We start from the raw sequence: 15,183 nt of genomic DNA, 5'->3' as shown, positions 1-15,183 counted from the left end.
GTAGCGCCTCCCTCTTCACACGGGGTGTGATCGGAGTGCCCGAATCCGGGCAGTGCGCGCGCTGTTGCGGAGAGTTGCCGCCCGGTTGACTGAAATGCCTCGCAAGAGGCCGGCCGGGCCGCCGGCTCCCCCTCGTACAGTGCGGCGGCCCGATTCGCGCCGTCCGCCCAGCTGCCTGCCCGACACTCCGTGGCGGGGCGGACGGCTCCGCCGGGTCGCCCCGCGCCTTGGCTCCGCCGGTTGTGCGGGGTAACTGCGAGCTGTTTGTTGGCTGCCGGTCAGTCGTGGCTGGTCGCGCCCGCGCGGCGGAGCCGCACAATGTCACAGCCCCGCGCCCCTATGGGGCGCTGTTGTGAGCCGCACTCTTGCTCGATCGTTGCGCAGGACCAGTACGGCCACGTCGTCCGTCGGCAACCCGCCCGCGTGGCACAGGAGTTGGGTGAAGACCGTGCGGAGTACGGCCTGGGGCGAGACCGGCTGGGTGCCGGCGGCCTCGGTGAGCGCGGTTGTGAGGGGAAAGAACCGGCCGCGGTCGTCGCGGACGTCCTCTACACCGTCGGTGTGCAGGAACAGCGTCTCGCCGGGCAGGAGTTGCCCGCAGCGGACGACGGGCAGTTCGGCGGGGAGGGGGAAGGACCCGAGGGGAGGCAGGGGGTCTCCGACGGCGAGGTGCTCCACCTGTCCTCGTACACCGGCCGGTCCGGTGTGGCCGCGCAGCAGATACGGCCGCGGGTGACCGCAGTTGACGGCACGCATCTCACCGTCGCGGCCGATCTCCAGGAGCAGCACGGTGACGAACTCCTCGGCGACCGGACTGTCGGGTTCGCGCCCGGACGAGGGGTGCTCGGCCCTCGCCCGCTCCCGCAGATGCCGGGCCATGGCGCGCTCCAGCCTCCGCAGTACGCCCGGGAGTTCGGCCTCGTCGTGGACGGCCTCGCGGAAGCTGCCGAGCAACGCGGCGACGGTACCGATGGCGGCGAGCCCGTGTCCGCGGACGTCGCCCATCACTATCCGTACACCGTGCTCGGTGCCGATCACCTCGTACAGGTCGCCCCCGACGGCGGCCTCGCGGTCCGCGGAGAGCTGGGCCGCGGCGACGTTCAGCCCGTCGATGCGCGGTGGCAGGGGGCGCAGAAGGGCGCTCTGTGCGGCGCCCGCGACCCTGCGGACCTGCCGGAGCTCCCGCAGCAGCCCTCGCCTGACGTGCAGCATCAGCCCCGTACCGACGGCGAAGAAGACAGCGCAGGTGACGATCCGGGCACCGAGCCCGTCCTGTTGGGCGAGTGGACAGGCGAGCTTGTACGTGACCGCCGCCGCGCCCCACACGGTGGGCAGCCCCATGTCGAGCGCCCGCCGCAGCCGCTGCTGGTCCCGGCCGAGCCGTCGGGCCCCGGTACGGCCCAGCCGACGGGCCTGGACGTGGCCCAGCCTGCCGGCCGACGCGCGACCGAGCGTCCGGTCAACGGTTTTCCGCCATCGTGTCCGGTGGCTCACCCGGGGCCCGGCCCGGCGAGGAGCCCCACCCTTGGTATGGATCATGCCGATGGCCCCCCTAAGGCCCTGTTCAGCGCAGGCACCGGCCTGTTCGGCCGGGTCGATTCTGTCGACCGCCTGCCCCGATCGGCCCGGATCGCCCACACTTGTCACCCAAATGAGTGAGGTGACACGAACAGCGCCCCGAAAGGGGCGCGGGGAACTGCGCGACAAGCCACGACGCATCCGCAGCAAGCCATCAACCCGCAGTTCCCCGGCACCACTTACAGAGAGCTAGCTCCGAAGAACGGCCCCCGCACGCTCACCCGCGAGGGCAACGGCAGCGTCACGCGCCGCGGAGGCCTCGTCCACGGTCAACGTGCGATCGTCCGCGCGGAACCGCAGCGCGTACGCCAGCGACTTCTGCCCCTCGCCGAGCTGCTCACCCGCGTAGACGTCGAACAGCCGGATGGACTCCAGCAGTTCACCCGCCCCCTCGCGGAGCGCGGCCTCGACGTCGGCCGCCGGCACGTCCTGGGAGACGACCAGCGCGACGTCCTGCGTGGCGACGGGGAAGGTCGAGACATGCGGACCCTGCGGAACGCCCGCACTCGCCGCCTCCAGCACGTCCAGGTTCAGCTCCATCGCACAGGTGCGCGCGGGCAGCCCCAGGGCCTTGAGGACACGGGGGTGCAGCTCGCCCGCGTACCCGATGACCCGCTCGGCACCGTCGACGACTACGGCGAGCTCGGCGCAGCGGCCCGGGTGCCACGGCCCGTACTGGCCCTGGCGTACGAGGAGTTCGGTCCCCGCCTCGTGGGCGAGGGCGCGCGCGGCCTCGACGGCGTCGGCCCAGTCGGCCGGGCGGCCCTTGCCCCACCAGCCGGCCTGCTCACGGGCGCCCGCGAGGACGACGGCGGCGTGCCGGGGCTGGACGGGGAGCGCGTCGGTGAGGGACGCGATCTCCTCGTCCGTGGGACGGCGGTCGACGGGCAGGCGCACCGCGACGCGCAGTTCGTCCTGCGGGTGGAAGACCAGGCCCGTCTCGAAGAGCGCCAGGTCGTGCGAGCCCCGCCCGTCGTTGCGGCGCAGGGCCTGAAGAAGGCCCGGCAGCAGCGTCGTACGGAGTGCGGGCTCCTCGTCGGAGAGCGGGTTGACCAGCTTGACGACCCGGCGCTTCGGGTCGTCCGCGGCCAGGCCGAGCTGGTCGAAGACGTGCTCGCCGATGAACGGGTAGTTCAGCGCCTCGACATAACCCGCGCCGGCCAGCGCGCGGCCGACCCGGCGGTGCAGCCGCTGCCGGTCGGTGAGGCCGAGGCCCGCCGGGGGCTTCGGCAGGGTCGAGGGCAGGTTCTCGTAGCCCTCAAGACGGATGACCTCTTCGGCCAGGTCGTTCGGGTCCGTCAGGTCGGGCCGCCAGGACGGGACGGTGACGATCAGCTCGTCCGTCCCGTAGACGTCGCAGCCGACCTGCTGAAGACGGCGTACGACGGTCTCGCGGCCGTAGTCGACGCCCGCGACCTTGTCCGGGTGGTTCGCCGGGATGGTGATGGTGCGCGGCGCGGAGGGCGCGATGACCTCGGTGACGCCGGCGTCGGCGGTGCCGCCCGCGAGCAGGACGAGGAGGTCGACCGTGCGCTGGGCCGCGGCGGACGCGGCCTCCGGGTCGACGCCCCGCTCGAAGCGCTTGGACGCCTCGGAGGCCAGCTTGTGGCGGCGGGCCGTGCGCGCGATGGAGATCGGGTCGAAGTGCGCGGCCTCGACGACGACCTCGGTGGTGGTGCCCTCGGTGTCGTCGATCTCGGTGTGGGCACCGCCCATGACACCGGCCAGGCCGATCGGCCCGCGTTCGTCGGTGATCACCAGGTCCTCGGCGTCCAGCGTGCGCTTGGCGCCGTCGAGGGTGGTGAGCTTCTCGCCCGGCTCGGCCCGGCGCACACCGATCGCGCCCTGGACACGGGAACGGTCGTACGCGTGCAGGGGCTGCCCCAGCTCCAGCATCACGTAGTTGGTGATGTCGACGGCCAGCGAGATCGGGCGCATGCCCGCCTTCTGGAGGCGCCGCCGCAGCCAGATCGGGGAGTGCGCCTCGGGCGACAGACCGGTGATGGTGCGCGCGGTGAAGCGGTCGCAGCCCTGCGGGTCGGAGACCTGCACGGGGTAGCCGAACGCGTTCGGACCCGGTACGTCGAGCAGCGCCGGGTCGCGCAGCGGCAGCCCGTAGGCGGTGGCGGCCTCGCGGGCGACGCCGCGCATCGAGAGCGCGTAGCCCCGGTCGGGCGTGACGGCGATGTCGAGGACCTCGTCGACGAGTTCGAGCAGCTCGACGGCGTCGGTGCCGACCTCGTGCTCGGGCGGCAGGACGATGATGCCGCCGCTGCCGTCGTCGCCCATGCCCAGCTCGTCGCCGGAGCAGATCATGCCGTGCGAGGTCTTGCCGTACGTCTTGCGCGCGGCGATCGCGAAGTTGCCGGGCAGCACGGCGCCGGGCAGGACCACGACGACCTTGTCGCCGGCGGCGAAGTTGCGGGCGCCGCAGACGATCTCCTGCGGCTCACCGGTGCCATTGGCCGTACCGACGTCGACCGTGCAGAAGCGGATGGGCTTCTTGAAGCCCTCCAGCTCCTCGATGGTCAGCACCCGGCCGACGACGAGCGGCCCCTTGAGGTCAGCGCCGAGCTGCTCGACCCTCTCGACCTCCAGGCCGGCGGAAACGAGCTTGGCCTGCACATCGCGGCCGGTCTCGGTGGCGGGGAGGTCGACGTACTCCCGCAGCCAGGAAAGCGGGACCCGCATCAGATCTCCATCCCGAACGGCCGGGTGAACCGGACGTCACCCTCGACCATGTCTCGCATGTCTTCGACGTTGTGGCGGAACATCAGCATCCGCTCGATGCCGAACCCGAAGGCGAATCCGCTGTACTTCTCGGGGTCCACACCGCACGCGGTCAGCACGCGCGGGTTGACCATGCCGCAGCCGCCCAGCTCGATCCAGCCCTCGCTGGAGCAGGTGCGGCAGGAGCGGTCGGGGTTGCCGACGGACTCGCCCTTGCAGACGTAGCAGAGCATGTCCATCTCGGCGGACGGCTCGGTGAAGGGGAAGTAGTTCGGGCGCAGCCGGGTCTTCATGTCCGCACCGAAGAGCGACTGGACCATGTGGTCCAGGGTGCCCTTGAGGTCGGCCATGGTCAGGCCCTCGTCGACGGCGAGCAGCTCGATCTGGTGGAAGACCGGCGTGTGCGTGGCGTCCAGCTCGTCGGTGCGGTAGACGCGGCCGGGGCACACGACGTAGACGGGCGGCTCCCGGTCGAGGAGCGCGCGGGCCTGCACGGGCGAGGTGTGCGTACGGAGCACGACACCGGACTCGCCGTCGCTGTCGGCGCCCTTGGAACCGTTGGCGCCCTTGGGACCCTGTACGAAGAAGGTGTCCTGCATCTGCCGGGCCGGGTGGTCCGGGCCGAAGTTCAGGGCGTCGAAGTTGAACCACTCCGCCTCGACCTCGGGGCCCTCGGCGATCTCGTATCCCATGGACACGAAGACGTCCGCGACCCGCTCCATCATGGTGGTCAGCGGGTGCCGGGCGCCGGACGGTACGCGGTCGTAGGGCAGCGTGACGTCCACGGCCTCCTCGACGAGCACGCGTGCGTCGCGCTCGGCCTCCAGTTCGGCCTGGCGGGCGGCGAGCGCCTTGTTCACCGCGCCGCGGGCCTGGCCGACCAGCTTGCCGGCCGCGGCCTTGGCGTGCGGGGGCAGGGCGCCGATCTCGCGGTTGGCGAGGGCCAGCGGCGAGGCGCCGCCGGTGTGGGCGACCTTGGCCTCCTGGAGCGCGTCGAGGTCACCGGCGGCGGCGAAGGCGGCGAGCGCCTCGTCCCGCATGCGCTCGATCTCTTCCGGTTTCAGTGCCTCGACCTCAACAGGGTCGTACGACTTGTTCGGTGCCGACATCTCTTCCCGTGCTTCCGATTGGTTGGCCAACGGTCCCCGTCGCGACTCGCGGGACGCCCTGTCTCTGAAAACGAGACGCCCTGTCCCTGAAAAGGGGACGCAAAGGTGCCAAAGGCCGAGTCTAACGGGGGTGAGGTGTGCGAATGCGCCCGTGGGGCCTCTTCGGCGTTACTGCAGGTACGCCGGGGTGCCCACGGGCAACGTAAATCGGAACTGTGCGCCGCCCTCGGCGGCGCGGCCGACCGTGATGGTGCCGCCGTGGGCTTCGACGATGCCCTTGACGATGTAGAGGCCTAGGCCGGTGCCGCCGCGCTTGCTGCCCCGCCAGAAGCGGGTGAAGACGCGGTTCATGGACTCCTCCGGGATGCCGGGGCCTTCGTCGCTCACCGTGACCGACGTGCAGGCGTCCTCTCCTTCGCGGAGTGACGGCGCGGGCTCTACGTCGATGGTGACGGTTCCCTCGCCGTGCCGCACCGCATTTTCCAGCAGGTTGCTCAGCACCTGGTCGACCTTGTCGGGGTCGGCCCACAGATCGGGCAGGGGCTGGCCGATGCGCAGCAGGAAGCGGTCGGCGGACTGGCCGGAGGCGACGTACGCCTGGATGTGCCGGCCGACGGCGGCACCTATGTCGACGGGCTGACGGCGCAGTTCGAGGCGCCCGGAGTCGATGCGCGAGATGTCGAGGAGCTCGGCGATGAGCCGGGTGACCCGGTTGGCGTCCGCGTCCACCGTCTCCAGCATCAGCTTCTTCTGGTCGTCCGTGAACCGCTCCCACTTGGCGAGCAGCGTCGCGGTGAAGCCCTTCACGGAGGTGAGCGGCGAGCGGAGCTCGTGGGCGACCGTGGCGATCAGCTCGGCGTGACTGCGCTCGGTGCGGCGGCGGGCCTCGGTGTCGCGGAGGGAGACGACGACCCGGCGGATCGGGCCGGTGGGCCGCACTCGCACGTACCGCGCCGAGACCAGGACCTCCCGGCCCCCGGGGAGCAGCAGATTGCGCTCGGGCTGCCCGACCCGGATCGCCAGGCCGCCGTACGGATCGGTCAGCTGCCACCAGCGGCGGCCTTCGAGGTCCTCTAACGGCAGTGCCCACTCCAGATGCCGGCCGAGAGCGTCGGCGGCGGACGTGGCGGTGATGCGGGCGGCAGCGGCGTTGAAGCAGATCACCCGGCCGCGCTCGTCGGCGATCACGAGTCCGTCGGGCAGTTCGTCGGGGTCGATGCCGAGTTCGGTGAGATCAGCGTGCCGGGACGCGGGCGCGCTCCGCACGTCATGTGCCCGCAGTGCGCTCTTCGCACCGCCCGTGCCGACGCTCATCCCCGTACCCCACCTCTCGTCTGGCGCAGGGCCCCCGAGCCCGTCACCCTACTAGCTGGGAGTGACGGAACGGACCCCCTCAGGAACCAGCACGGCGGGCACGCTGCGCACGAGCCGACGCGTAGAGACATACGGCGGCCGCCGTCGCGAGGTTCAAGCTCTCGGCCCTGCCGTGAATGGGTACGCGCACGACGGCGTCCGCCAGCGCGCGCGTCTCCTCCGGGAGCCCCCACGCCTCGTTCCCGAAGACCCAGGCCGTGGGCCCGCTCATGGTGCCCTTGTCGAGCTCGTCGTCGAGGTCGTCCTCGCCCGCTCCGTCGGCGGCGAGGATCCGTACCCCGACGTCCTTGAGCCCCCGCACCGCGTGCTCCACGGGTACGCCGACCGCGACGGGCAGATGGAACAGTGAACCGACCGACGCGCGCACGGACTTGGGGTTGTAGAGGTCGACGGACGCGTCGGTGAGGACGACGGCGTCGGCGCCCGCGGCGTCGGCGCAGCGCAGGACGGTGCCGGCGTTCCCGGGGTCCCGGACGTTCGCGAGTACGGCGACCAGCCTCGGCTCGGCCTTGAGGATCTCCTCGAACGGCGTGTCCAGGAACCGGCAGATCCCGACGAGTCCCTGCGGGGTGACGGTCGTCGAGATGTCCGCGATCACGTCCTCGTCGGCGAGGTGCACCCGGGCTCCGGCGTCCCGGGCCTCCCCCACGATGTCGGCGTACCGCTCGGCGGCGTCCGGCGTCACGAACAGCTCGACCAGCGTCTCGCCGCCGTCCCCCCGGTGCCCGGCGGCCTCCCGCACGGCCTGCGGCCCCTCCGCGAGGAACAGCCGCTCCTTCCCCCGGAAGTTCCGCCTCGCGAGCCGCCGGGCGGCGGAAACACGCGCGGAACGGGGGGAGATCAGCTCGGGGCCGACAGGCATGGGTTCACCTTTGGTTCACGGGTGGGGCACGTCATTCCGCTGCTTCGCGGGTCTGGGCTTCGCAGTCCTGGGCAACTGGTTCCGCTGGATCCGCGGAGCCGGGCCCTGTTTCCGCCGCGGCGGCGTTCAGCCACGGCGGCGGAGGCCGGCGGTGCCGAAACGGCCGGCCCCACGCGCAGCGGAGGAAAACACAAGTGGACCCGCAAGCCGAAAGGCGAGCGGGTCCACAGCGGTTCCGGCCAAGGCCAGCGCGAGCGTCACGCAGCCTTGGGCGCGTTGACGTCCGACGGCAGCGCCTTCTGCGCGACCTCGACGAGCGCGGCGAACGCGTTGGCGTCGTTGACGGCCAGCTCCGCGAGGATCTTGCGGTCGACCTCGATGTTGGCCGCGTTCAGACCCTGGATGAAGCGGTTGTAGGTGATGCCGTTGGCGCGGGCAGCGGCGTTGATGCGCTGGATCCACAGCCGACGGAAGTCGCCCTTGCGCTTCTTGCGGTCGTTGTAGTTGTAGACCAGGGAGTGGGTGACCTGCTCCTTGGCCTTGCGGTACAGGCGCGAACGCTGACCGCGGTAGCCGCTGGCGGCTTCGAGGATTGCCCGGCGCTTCTTGTGGGCGTTGACTGCCCGCTTGACGCGTGCCACTTGTTAACTCCTTGTAGCGGGGCCGTGGTGGGACTCACACGGCCCGAAATCGATGGGGTCCCGGTCCTGGCGTACGGCGCGCGGCGATCGAACGATCAGGCGCCGGTACGTCACTTGCCGAGAAGCTTCTTGATCTTCTTGGCGTCGCCCGGGGCCATCTCGGCGTTGCCGGTGAGGCGGCGCGTCAGGCGCGACGACTTGTGCTCGAGCAGGTGGCGCTTGCCGGCGCGCTCACGGAGCACCTTGCCGGAGCCGGTGATCTTGAAGCGCTTGCTGGCACCGCTGTGCGACTTGTTCTTCGGCATAGCGCCGTTCTCTCCTCGTCGGTGGCGCTCCTGTGCCCGGTCGTGAAACCGGGCACAACGGAACGTCATGTGTATCGGTTGACGTCCCCGGACTCGCGTCCGGAAACCCCCTTGGGACTCGCGTCCCGGGATCAGGCCTCGGCGGATGCCTCGGCCGGGGCCTCGGCGATCTCGGCGTCGGCGACCTCCCCGTCGGGGATGTCGTCGCCCGTGTGGTTCTGCGACTTGCCCGGGTTGGCCTTCGCCTCCGCCTTGCGTGCCGCCTGAGCCTCACGGGCCTCGGCCATCGCCTCGGTCTTCTTCTTGTGCGGGCCGAGAACCATGATCATGTTTCGGCCGTCCTGCTTCGGGTTCGACTCGACGAACCCGAGGTCCTCGACGTCCGAAGCGAGACGCTGCAGCAGTCGGTAGCCGAGCTCCGGCCGGGACTGCTCGCGACCACGGAACATAATCGTGATCTTGACCTTGTCGCCCTGCTTGAGGAACCGGACTACGTGACCCTTTTTGGTGTCGTAGTCGTGCGGGTCGATCTTCGGCCGGAGCTTCATTTCCTTGATGACCGTGTGCGCCTGATTCTTGCGCGCCTCACGGGCCTTCATGGCCGACTCGTACTTGAACTTCCCGTAGTCCATGAGCTTGCAGACGGGCGGACGAGCGCTCGCCGCCACCTCGACCAGGTCGAGGTCGTACTCCTGCGCAAGCTCCAGGGCCTTGGCAAGCGGAACAATCCCTACCTGCTCGCCACTGGGACCGACAAGTCGCACCTCGGGAACGCGAATCCGGTCGTTGATGCGGGGCTCGGTGCTGATGGATCCTCCTCGGATAGCACCACACGGCTGCCTGGCAGACAGCTCGCGTACGTCTGTTTCACTGGACCAACCACCTCGGCGCATGAAAAATGCCCCGGACGGGACACAGGCGGTGGCTCCAAGAATGACCGGAGCACCGCCGCGGTGGCCCGCGGGGCGCATATCCAGCGACTCCATCGTCCGTACGGAACGATGGTGGCCGCCTGACCGGGTGACCCGCCGTCCGTGAGGATGGTCGGGTGGGAGTTCGGAGCCTCCACTTGCGGGCCGGGCACAGGAGTGTCCGACCGGTCGTAACACAAGGTTAGCAGCTCCCCCGGGGTGGTGCGAATCGGCGTGCACGCACTGTTCCCGGGCTGCTCCCGAGCTGCCTCCCCCGGCTGCCCCAGGCTGCTCCCTGGCTCCCGCGGACGGGCCTCGACGAACCGGGGCCTATCGTGTGGGGCATGAGTGAGACCCCTGCTGAGTCCCCCGACTTCGACGCCATGACCCGCGACATCGCCGAGGTCCCCGCGGTCGAGGTCCTCGTGACGGTCGCCGTCAACCTGATGAGCGCCGCCGCCGTGAAGCTCGGTCTGACCGAGGAGGGCGACAAGTACAAAGACCTCGACGAGGCGCGCAAGCTGGTGCACGCGCTGGCCGGGCTGCTCGACGCGAGCGCGACCGAGATCAGCTCCTTCCACGCGGCCCCGCTGCGCGACGGCCTGAAGTCGCTGCAGCTGGCGTTCCGCGAGGCGTCGATCGTCCCGGACGAGCCGGGCCAGGGCCCGGGCGAGAAGTACACGGGCCCGATCTTCGGCTGACCCGTCCGTCGTTCCTTCTGCTTCTTCTGTTGCTTCTGTTCGTTGCTATTACCGCCGTATGTGGGCCTTACCCGCGTACGTACAAGGGCTCGCCCGGTGGCGTCGCCCCGGCCGGCAGGAGTGCCAGGTCGAGGCCGCGTACCAGGCGGGCCCTCAGTGTTTCGTCGGCGGCGAGGCGCTGGGCGACGGCCCGGGCGGTCTCGGCCGGGGCGGCGGACGGGTCCAGTACGAGGGCGAGGGTGCCGTCGGCCTGGCCGGGGCCGAGGTGGGCACTGAGCACCAGGGGCTCGTCGGCGACCGCGGCGCGTACCGCGGCGACCACGGCGGGATCGGCCAGTGGATCCGTCGACGTACGCCCCTCGGCGAGCGCCAGCAGGGCCGGGCCCGTCAGCTCGTACGGGACGGGGCCCGCGAGGTCGAGTACGACCGTGTCGGCCTTCTCGTGGGCGGCGGCCTGGAGGGCCTGGTGCAGGGGTACGGCGACAGGGCGGGCCTCGGGGTCCCAGCGGGCCAGCGACTCGGTGGACGTGAAGGCGGGCAGGGCGGTCCTGTTCCCTGCCTTGAGGGTGGGGACGGCCATGTCGCTGGTCTTCTCGCGGCGCAGCCCCTTCTCGTCCTCCTCGACCTCGCCGAGCACGGCGACGACGGGGACGAGGAGCCGGGCCTCCTTGAGCGCCGCGAGGACGGGGCCGTGTGCGGACCGGTCCTCGGCCCAGGCCGTGAGCGCCGCGCTCAGCCGGGGGTCGGCGGAGCCGTCGTCGTCGGAGAAGCCGGGGTCGGGGATGTTCTTGTTCGCCACGGGCACCGACCCTATCGGTGGGGCGCGGGTGCCCCGTCCGGTGGGCCGATCGCGCGCTTTGTGCCGCTCGGAAACCCGTCGTTCACGGGATTCACGAGTTTCTCAGGGATCGCTGACACGCTTCTAACATCCGGCTAATCGAGCGCACAGTGCCGGGGCCCACGATCGCGGCATGTTCCCTCACAGTGCACGTCTGCGCAGTGACCGTACGTCCCGCCGCAGGCCTCTCGTGTACGCCTCGGTCGCCTCCGTCGTCCTTGTGGGCGCCACCTCCCCGGGGACCGTGTACGTGAAGGCACAGGCGCGCGAGGCCGACGTGCTCGTATCGTCCTCGGTGTCGCCCGGTGCGTGGGTGACCGCGTCCGAGGCGACGGCCACGAGGGAGACGACGGTGGAACCTGCGGCGGCGCCCGTGGCTGCGTCCATACCTGCGCCCACGCCCAAGGCCAGTTCCACGCCCACGCCCACGCCCACCTCCACTCCCACGCCCACTCCCGATCCCGTGGTGGACCGGGACGCCCTGCTCGCCGAGGCGATGGAGTCCGTGGCCGTCGAGGGCGGGGCGGCGGTGTCGGTGGCGGTGCTGGATGTCTCGTCCGGTGAGAGTGCGGTGTACGGGGACGGGGCCTTCGACACCGCGAGCATCGTGAAGGTCGACATTCTGGCCGCGCTGCTGTTGCGGGCGCAGGACGCGGGCCGGGGGCTCACCGCGCAGGAACGGACGTACGCCGCCGCGATGATCCGGATCAGTGACAACGCGTCGGCGACCGCGTTGTGGTCGGCGATCGGGCAGGCGGAGGGGTTGCGGGCGGCGAACAAGCGGTTCGGGCTGGTGGACACCGAGGGCGGGGACGGTGCGCTGTGGGGGCTGACGCAGACCACGGCCGCCGATCAACTCACCTTGTTGCGGCAGGTGTTCGGAGAGAGGTCGGAGTTGAGTGAGGACTCCCGGGCATATCTGGCCGGGCTCATGGGGGAGATCGCCGCGGGACAGGACTGGGGGGTGTCGGCCGCGGGCGCCGATCAACTCGCCCTGAAGAACGGGTGGTTGCCGCGGAGCGCGACCGGGCTGTGGGACATCAACAGCGTGGGGCGGGTGAGCGTGGGCGGTCGCGGGTTTCTGGTGGCGGTGTTGTCCGACGGCAACTCGACGAAGGCGAAGGGGATTTCGCTGGTGGAGGCGGCGGCGAAGGCCGCGGTGGCCTGCTTTGAGGGAGCCTGAGTTTGTGGGTATGCGCGGGTTGGTTTGGACTGGCCGCGCACCCTACCGGGCGGTTGGCCTTCTGCTGCCTCGCCAGAGGATGATGGCCACCACCAGGAGGACGCCGCCGGTGCTGCCGGCCAGCGGGCCCACCCAGGCCGAAGTGGACTTCTCCTCCTCGGCGGTGTCGGGGCCCTTGCCGAAGTACTTGTTGTCGTGGGCCGCCGCGGTCAGGCCCTCGGGCTTCAGCCGGGCGCCGGTCTTGATGGCTGCCGCGGGGTCCACGAAGCCGAAGCCCCTGGAGTCGTCGCGGCCGCCGGCGGGGGCGTCGCGGGCCGTGTCCTCCAGGAGTTGCTTGATCTGGGCCGGCGACAGGCCGGGGTGGGCCGCCTTGACGAGTGCGACGGCGCCGGAGACGAAGGCCGACGCGGCGCTGGTGCCCCAGCCCTCGTAGTACTTCTGGTCCGGGTCGGCGATGACGACGTCGACGCCGGGCGCGCTGACCGTGGCGTACCAGCGGCGGGTGGAGAACGAGGCGCGGGTGCCGTACTTGTCCACGGCGGTCGCGGCGATGACGCCCGGGTAGGCCGCCGGGTACGAGATGTGGTCGCCCTTCTCGCCGCCGTTGCCGGCCGAGGCGACGACGACGGAGCCCTTCTTCAGGGCGTACTGGACGGCGGCGTCCTCGGAAGCTTCGGGGTGGGCGGACTTGGAGTCGTCGCCGAGGGAGAGGTTGATGACGTCGGCGCCTTGGTCGGCGGCCCAGCGGATGCCTTCGGCGAGGGCGTTCCCGCGGGTGTTGCGGGCCTTGGCGCGGGCGGAGTCGCCGTCTTCGAGGATCACGCGGACGGGGAGGATCTTCGCCTCGGGGGCGATTCCCATGACTCCGTCGGCGTTGCCCACGCCGTGTCCGTGCCCCGCGATGATGCCCGCCATCGCGGTGCCGTGGCGGGCCCAGGGGCGGTCGCCGCGGCCGGCGCCGAAGCCGACCATGTCCCGGCCTGCGAGGACGTTGCCCGCCAGGTCAGGGTGTTCGTCGTCGACGCCCGTGTCGAGGACGGCGACGGTGATGCCCTCGCCCTTCGTCGCCTGCCACGCCTCCCGCGTGTGCATCGCTTCGAGGGCCCACTGCTTGGCGCGGATGCCGTCGGCGTGGGCGGCGGTCGCGGGGAGGAGGGTGAGCGTGGCGGCCAGGAGACCGACCACGAGCCCCCTCCGGGGCAGTGCGCTGCGGCTCATGACGGCTTCTCCGTGGCCGAGTTGACGGTCTTGCGGAGGCTTCGCTCGACGCGGTCGGCGAGGCCCCGTGCGTCGTGGCCTAGGCCGGCCTGGGCGGGGGGCGTGGTGGCGTCGGCCTTCATCGCGTCCTCGGCGGGCTGCGGTTCGGGGACCGTACGGCCGTCGGCGAAACCGGAGACCGCGTAGACGACGACCGGGGCGTCGGCCACGACCGACACGGTCCAGGACGCGCGCTGGGCGTCGCCGAACCCGGCGGCGAGGGTGCCCCGCGCCGCGTACGGGCGGGGGACGAGGTCGCTCCGCCGGTCGAGGCCCTGCGTCTTGAACCGGGTGCGCAGGGTGCCCATGACCGCGGCGTCCGCCTTGGTGAACAGCAGGCCGACCGTGGTGAGGTGGCTGCGGGTGGCGTCCGTGTAGGTCGCGCGCAGGAGGCGCAGACAGCCCGCGGGGGCGAGAGCCTTGCGCAGGAGGGTGTCGAAGGCGTCCTCACAGCCACTGTCCGGGGCCACGGCGATACGGGTCCACACGCGGTCGGCGCCACCGGGGCCCGCGCCCTCGCCGTCGACGGTGGGCGGGAAGAGCTGGTCCACGGGGATGCTGTGCCACAGCTCCCCGGCCGTCGTGAACGCGCTCGGCGTCGCGGCGCCGTCCCCGCTGTCGCCGGACAGCCAACTGCCCGTCACCGCACCGCCGATGAGCCCGAGCCCCAGCACGACGCAGGCCGCGACGGTCGCGAGGCGGGGGCGCGGCCGGGCGCCCGCCGTGCGCTGGTGGGCGGTGTCGCTGTCGTACGTGTCGGGAGCCGCGAGGGAGACGAAGGGCCGGTGTGCCGGGTCCGGGGGCCGGGTGGCGTGCGGCAAGGGATCCGTGAAGGACTCCGCCGAGCTGGACAGGTGGATGTCGTTGCGCGGGGTGCCGGTGCCTGGCGCCGCGGGCGGGTCGGCCTGGAGGGGCCGGAGCCTGGTGGTGGTCTCCGACGGGGTTTCCCAGGGTGCGCCGGTTCGCGGTGCGGAGGGATGGAAGGTAGTCGGCCGCGGCGGCACGGGCGGCCTGGCCGGACGTTCCGCGGCGCCCGGACCGGACGGCGGCGCGACGCGGCGCTCGGGGGTGTCCGGTCGGGGCGCCGGAGTCGTCGGCCGCGGCGGGGCGAACGGACGCAGGGGCAGACCGGGGCCGGGGCGCTCCTGGGAAGTGCCCTTGCCGCCCGTCCTCGGCTCGGTGGCGGGACGGGGCGGGGCGGACCTGCCCTCGCCGTTGTTCGTCATCGGGGCGCGGGGGGCGGCCGCGGGGCGCGGCGGACCGTCCGCTGCCCGCGTACCGCGGTCAGCTGTTCCCGTCGTTCCCGTCGTACCCGTCGCTCCTGATGCGTTCGCGGAACGCGGCGGACCGTCCATGCCCCGAGGGCCCCGGTCGGCCGTTCCCGTCGTCCCCGTCGTCCCCGTTGTTCCCGTTGTTCCTGGCGCTCCCGTCGCTCCCGGTGCGTTCGCGGGGCGCGGCGGGACCTCGGTCGTGTCCGCGGCGTTCCTTCTCGGGGCGCGCGGATCCCCCGCCGGACGCGGCGGAACTCCCGTCTGTTCGGCACGCCTTGGGGTCGCCTCGGGGTCCCTGGCCGGAGGACGCGGCGAGCGAGCCGCACCCTCCGCGCCCGCCGGCGCGGGGCGCGGTCCGGTGGCCGGACGCGGGGGAACGGACGGCTTGTCCAGCCGTGGCAGGGCACCCGTGTCGGACGGCGG

The 15,183-nt window shown here is 71.8% G+C and carries 12 protein-coding genes and 1 pseudogene; 2 read left to right on the top strand and 11 right to left on the bottom strand.

Annotation, left to right across the window (positions count from 1 at the left end; genetic code table 11):
• Positions 1-321 precede the first annotated feature (321 nt).
• The 8 genes and pseudogenes from OHA11_RS38820 to infC form a co-directional block, all read right to left on the bottom strand.
• Positions 322-1,341 carry a PP2C family protein-serine/threonine phosphatase gene (locus OHA11_RS38820; RefSeq protein ID WP_266507755.1) on the bottom strand — a complete coding sequence of 340 codons (1,020 nt, stop codon included), beginning with the start codon at positions 1,339-1,341 and terminating at the stop codon, positions 322-324.
• A 426-nt stretch (positions 1,342-1,767) separates the two neighbouring features.
• Positions 1,768-4,269: a phenylalanine--tRNA ligase subunit beta gene (gene pheT, locus OHA11_RS38815; protein ID WP_266504470.1), complete on the bottom strand. Its 2,502-nt coding sequence runs from the start codon at positions 4,267-4,269 to the stop codon at positions 1,768-1,770.
• Complete coding sequence (pheS, locus tag OHA11_RS38810) at positions 4,269-5,417, bottom strand: phenylalanine--tRNA ligase subunit alpha (protein ID WP_266504465.1); 1,149 nt, start codon at positions 5,415-5,417, stop codon at positions 4,269-4,271. The genes pheT and pheS overlap by 1 nt, the downstream gene beginning before the upstream one ends.
• A gap of 168 nt (positions 5,418-5,585) precedes the next feature.
• Positions 5,586-6,731 (bottom strand): ATP-binding protein, encoded by a 1,146-nt coding sequence (locus OHA11_RS38805; RefSeq protein WP_266504463.1) that lies wholly within the window; start codon positions 6,729-6,731, stop codon positions 5,586-5,588.
• 79 nt (positions 6,732-6,810) lie between these two features.
• A complete protein-coding gene (locus OHA11_RS38800; RefSeq protein WP_266504461.1) occupies positions 6,811-7,653 on the bottom strand; it encodes an RNA methyltransferase in 843 nt (280 codons plus the stop codon).
• A 257-nt stretch (positions 7,654-7,910) separates the two neighbouring features.
• Positions 7,911-8,294 carry a 50S ribosomal protein L20 gene (gene rplT / locus OHA11_RS38795; RefSeq protein WP_266504458.1) on the bottom strand — a complete coding sequence of 128 codons (384 nt, stop codon included), beginning with the start codon at positions 8,292-8,294 and terminating at the stop codon, positions 7,911-7,913.
• 110 nt (positions 8,295-8,404) lie between these two features.
• Positions 8,405-8,599: a 50S ribosomal protein L35 gene (gene rpmI, locus OHA11_RS38790; RefSeq protein WP_003947156.1), complete on the bottom strand. Its 195-nt coding sequence runs from the start codon at positions 8,597-8,599 to the stop codon at positions 8,405-8,407.
• 131 nt (positions 8,600-8,730) lie between these two features.
• Positions 8,731-9,433: pseudogene (infC, locus tag OHA11_RS38785) on the bottom strand (translation initiation factor IF-3).
• Between the two features lie 421 nt (positions 9,434-9,854).
• Between infC and OHA11_RS38780 the strand changes: the two are divergent.
• Positions 9,855-10,211: a DUF1844 domain-containing protein gene (locus OHA11_RS38780; RefSeq protein WP_266504452.1), complete on the top strand. Its 357-nt coding sequence runs from the start codon at positions 9,855-9,857 to the stop codon at positions 10,209-10,211.
• Positions 10,212-10,278: 67 nt separating this feature from the next.
• On the opposite strand, the gene OHA11_RS38775 is transcribed toward OHA11_RS38780, so the two are convergent.
• Positions 10,279-11,010 carry an SseB family protein gene (locus tag OHA11_RS38775; RefSeq protein WP_266504451.1) on the bottom strand — a complete coding sequence of 244 codons (732 nt, stop codon included), beginning with the start codon at positions 11,008-11,010 and terminating at the stop codon, positions 10,279-10,281.
• Positions 11,011-11,182: 172 nt separating this feature from the next.
• Between OHA11_RS38775 and OHA11_RS38770 the strand changes: the two genes are divergently transcribed.
• On the top strand, positions 11,183-12,232 hold the full coding sequence (locus OHA11_RS38770) for a serine hydrolase (protein ID WP_266504448.1): 1,050 nt from the start codon (positions 11,183-11,185) through the stop codon (positions 12,230-12,232).
• Between the two features lie 42 nt (positions 12,233-12,274).
• Here the strand turns inward: OHA11_RS38770 and mycP are convergent, their stop codons facing one another.
• The gene (gene mycP / locus OHA11_RS38765) at positions 12,275-13,450 is read right to left on the bottom strand and encodes a type VII secretion-associated serine protease mycosin (protein WP_266504445.1); all 1,176 of its coding nucleotides are present in this window, start codon (positions 13,448-13,450) and stop codon (positions 12,275-12,277) included.
• Positions 13,447-14,715 (bottom strand): hypothetical protein, encoded by a 1,269-nt coding sequence (locus OHA11_RS38760; RefSeq protein WP_266504443.1) that lies wholly within the window; start codon positions 14,713-14,715, stop codon positions 13,447-13,449. Before OHA11_RS38760 ends, mycP begins: the two co-directional genes overlap by 4 nt.
• Positions 14,716-15,183 lie beyond the last annotated feature (468 nt).

The organism is Streptomyces sp. NBC_00878 (genome assembly GCF_026341515.1).
Classification (GTDB): domain Bacteria; phylum Actinomycetota; class Actinomycetes; order Streptomycetales; family Streptomycetaceae; genus Streptomyces.
Note: the sequence above shows the minus strand (reverse complement) of the source record. Positions and strands in the feature narration are given on the sequence as shown.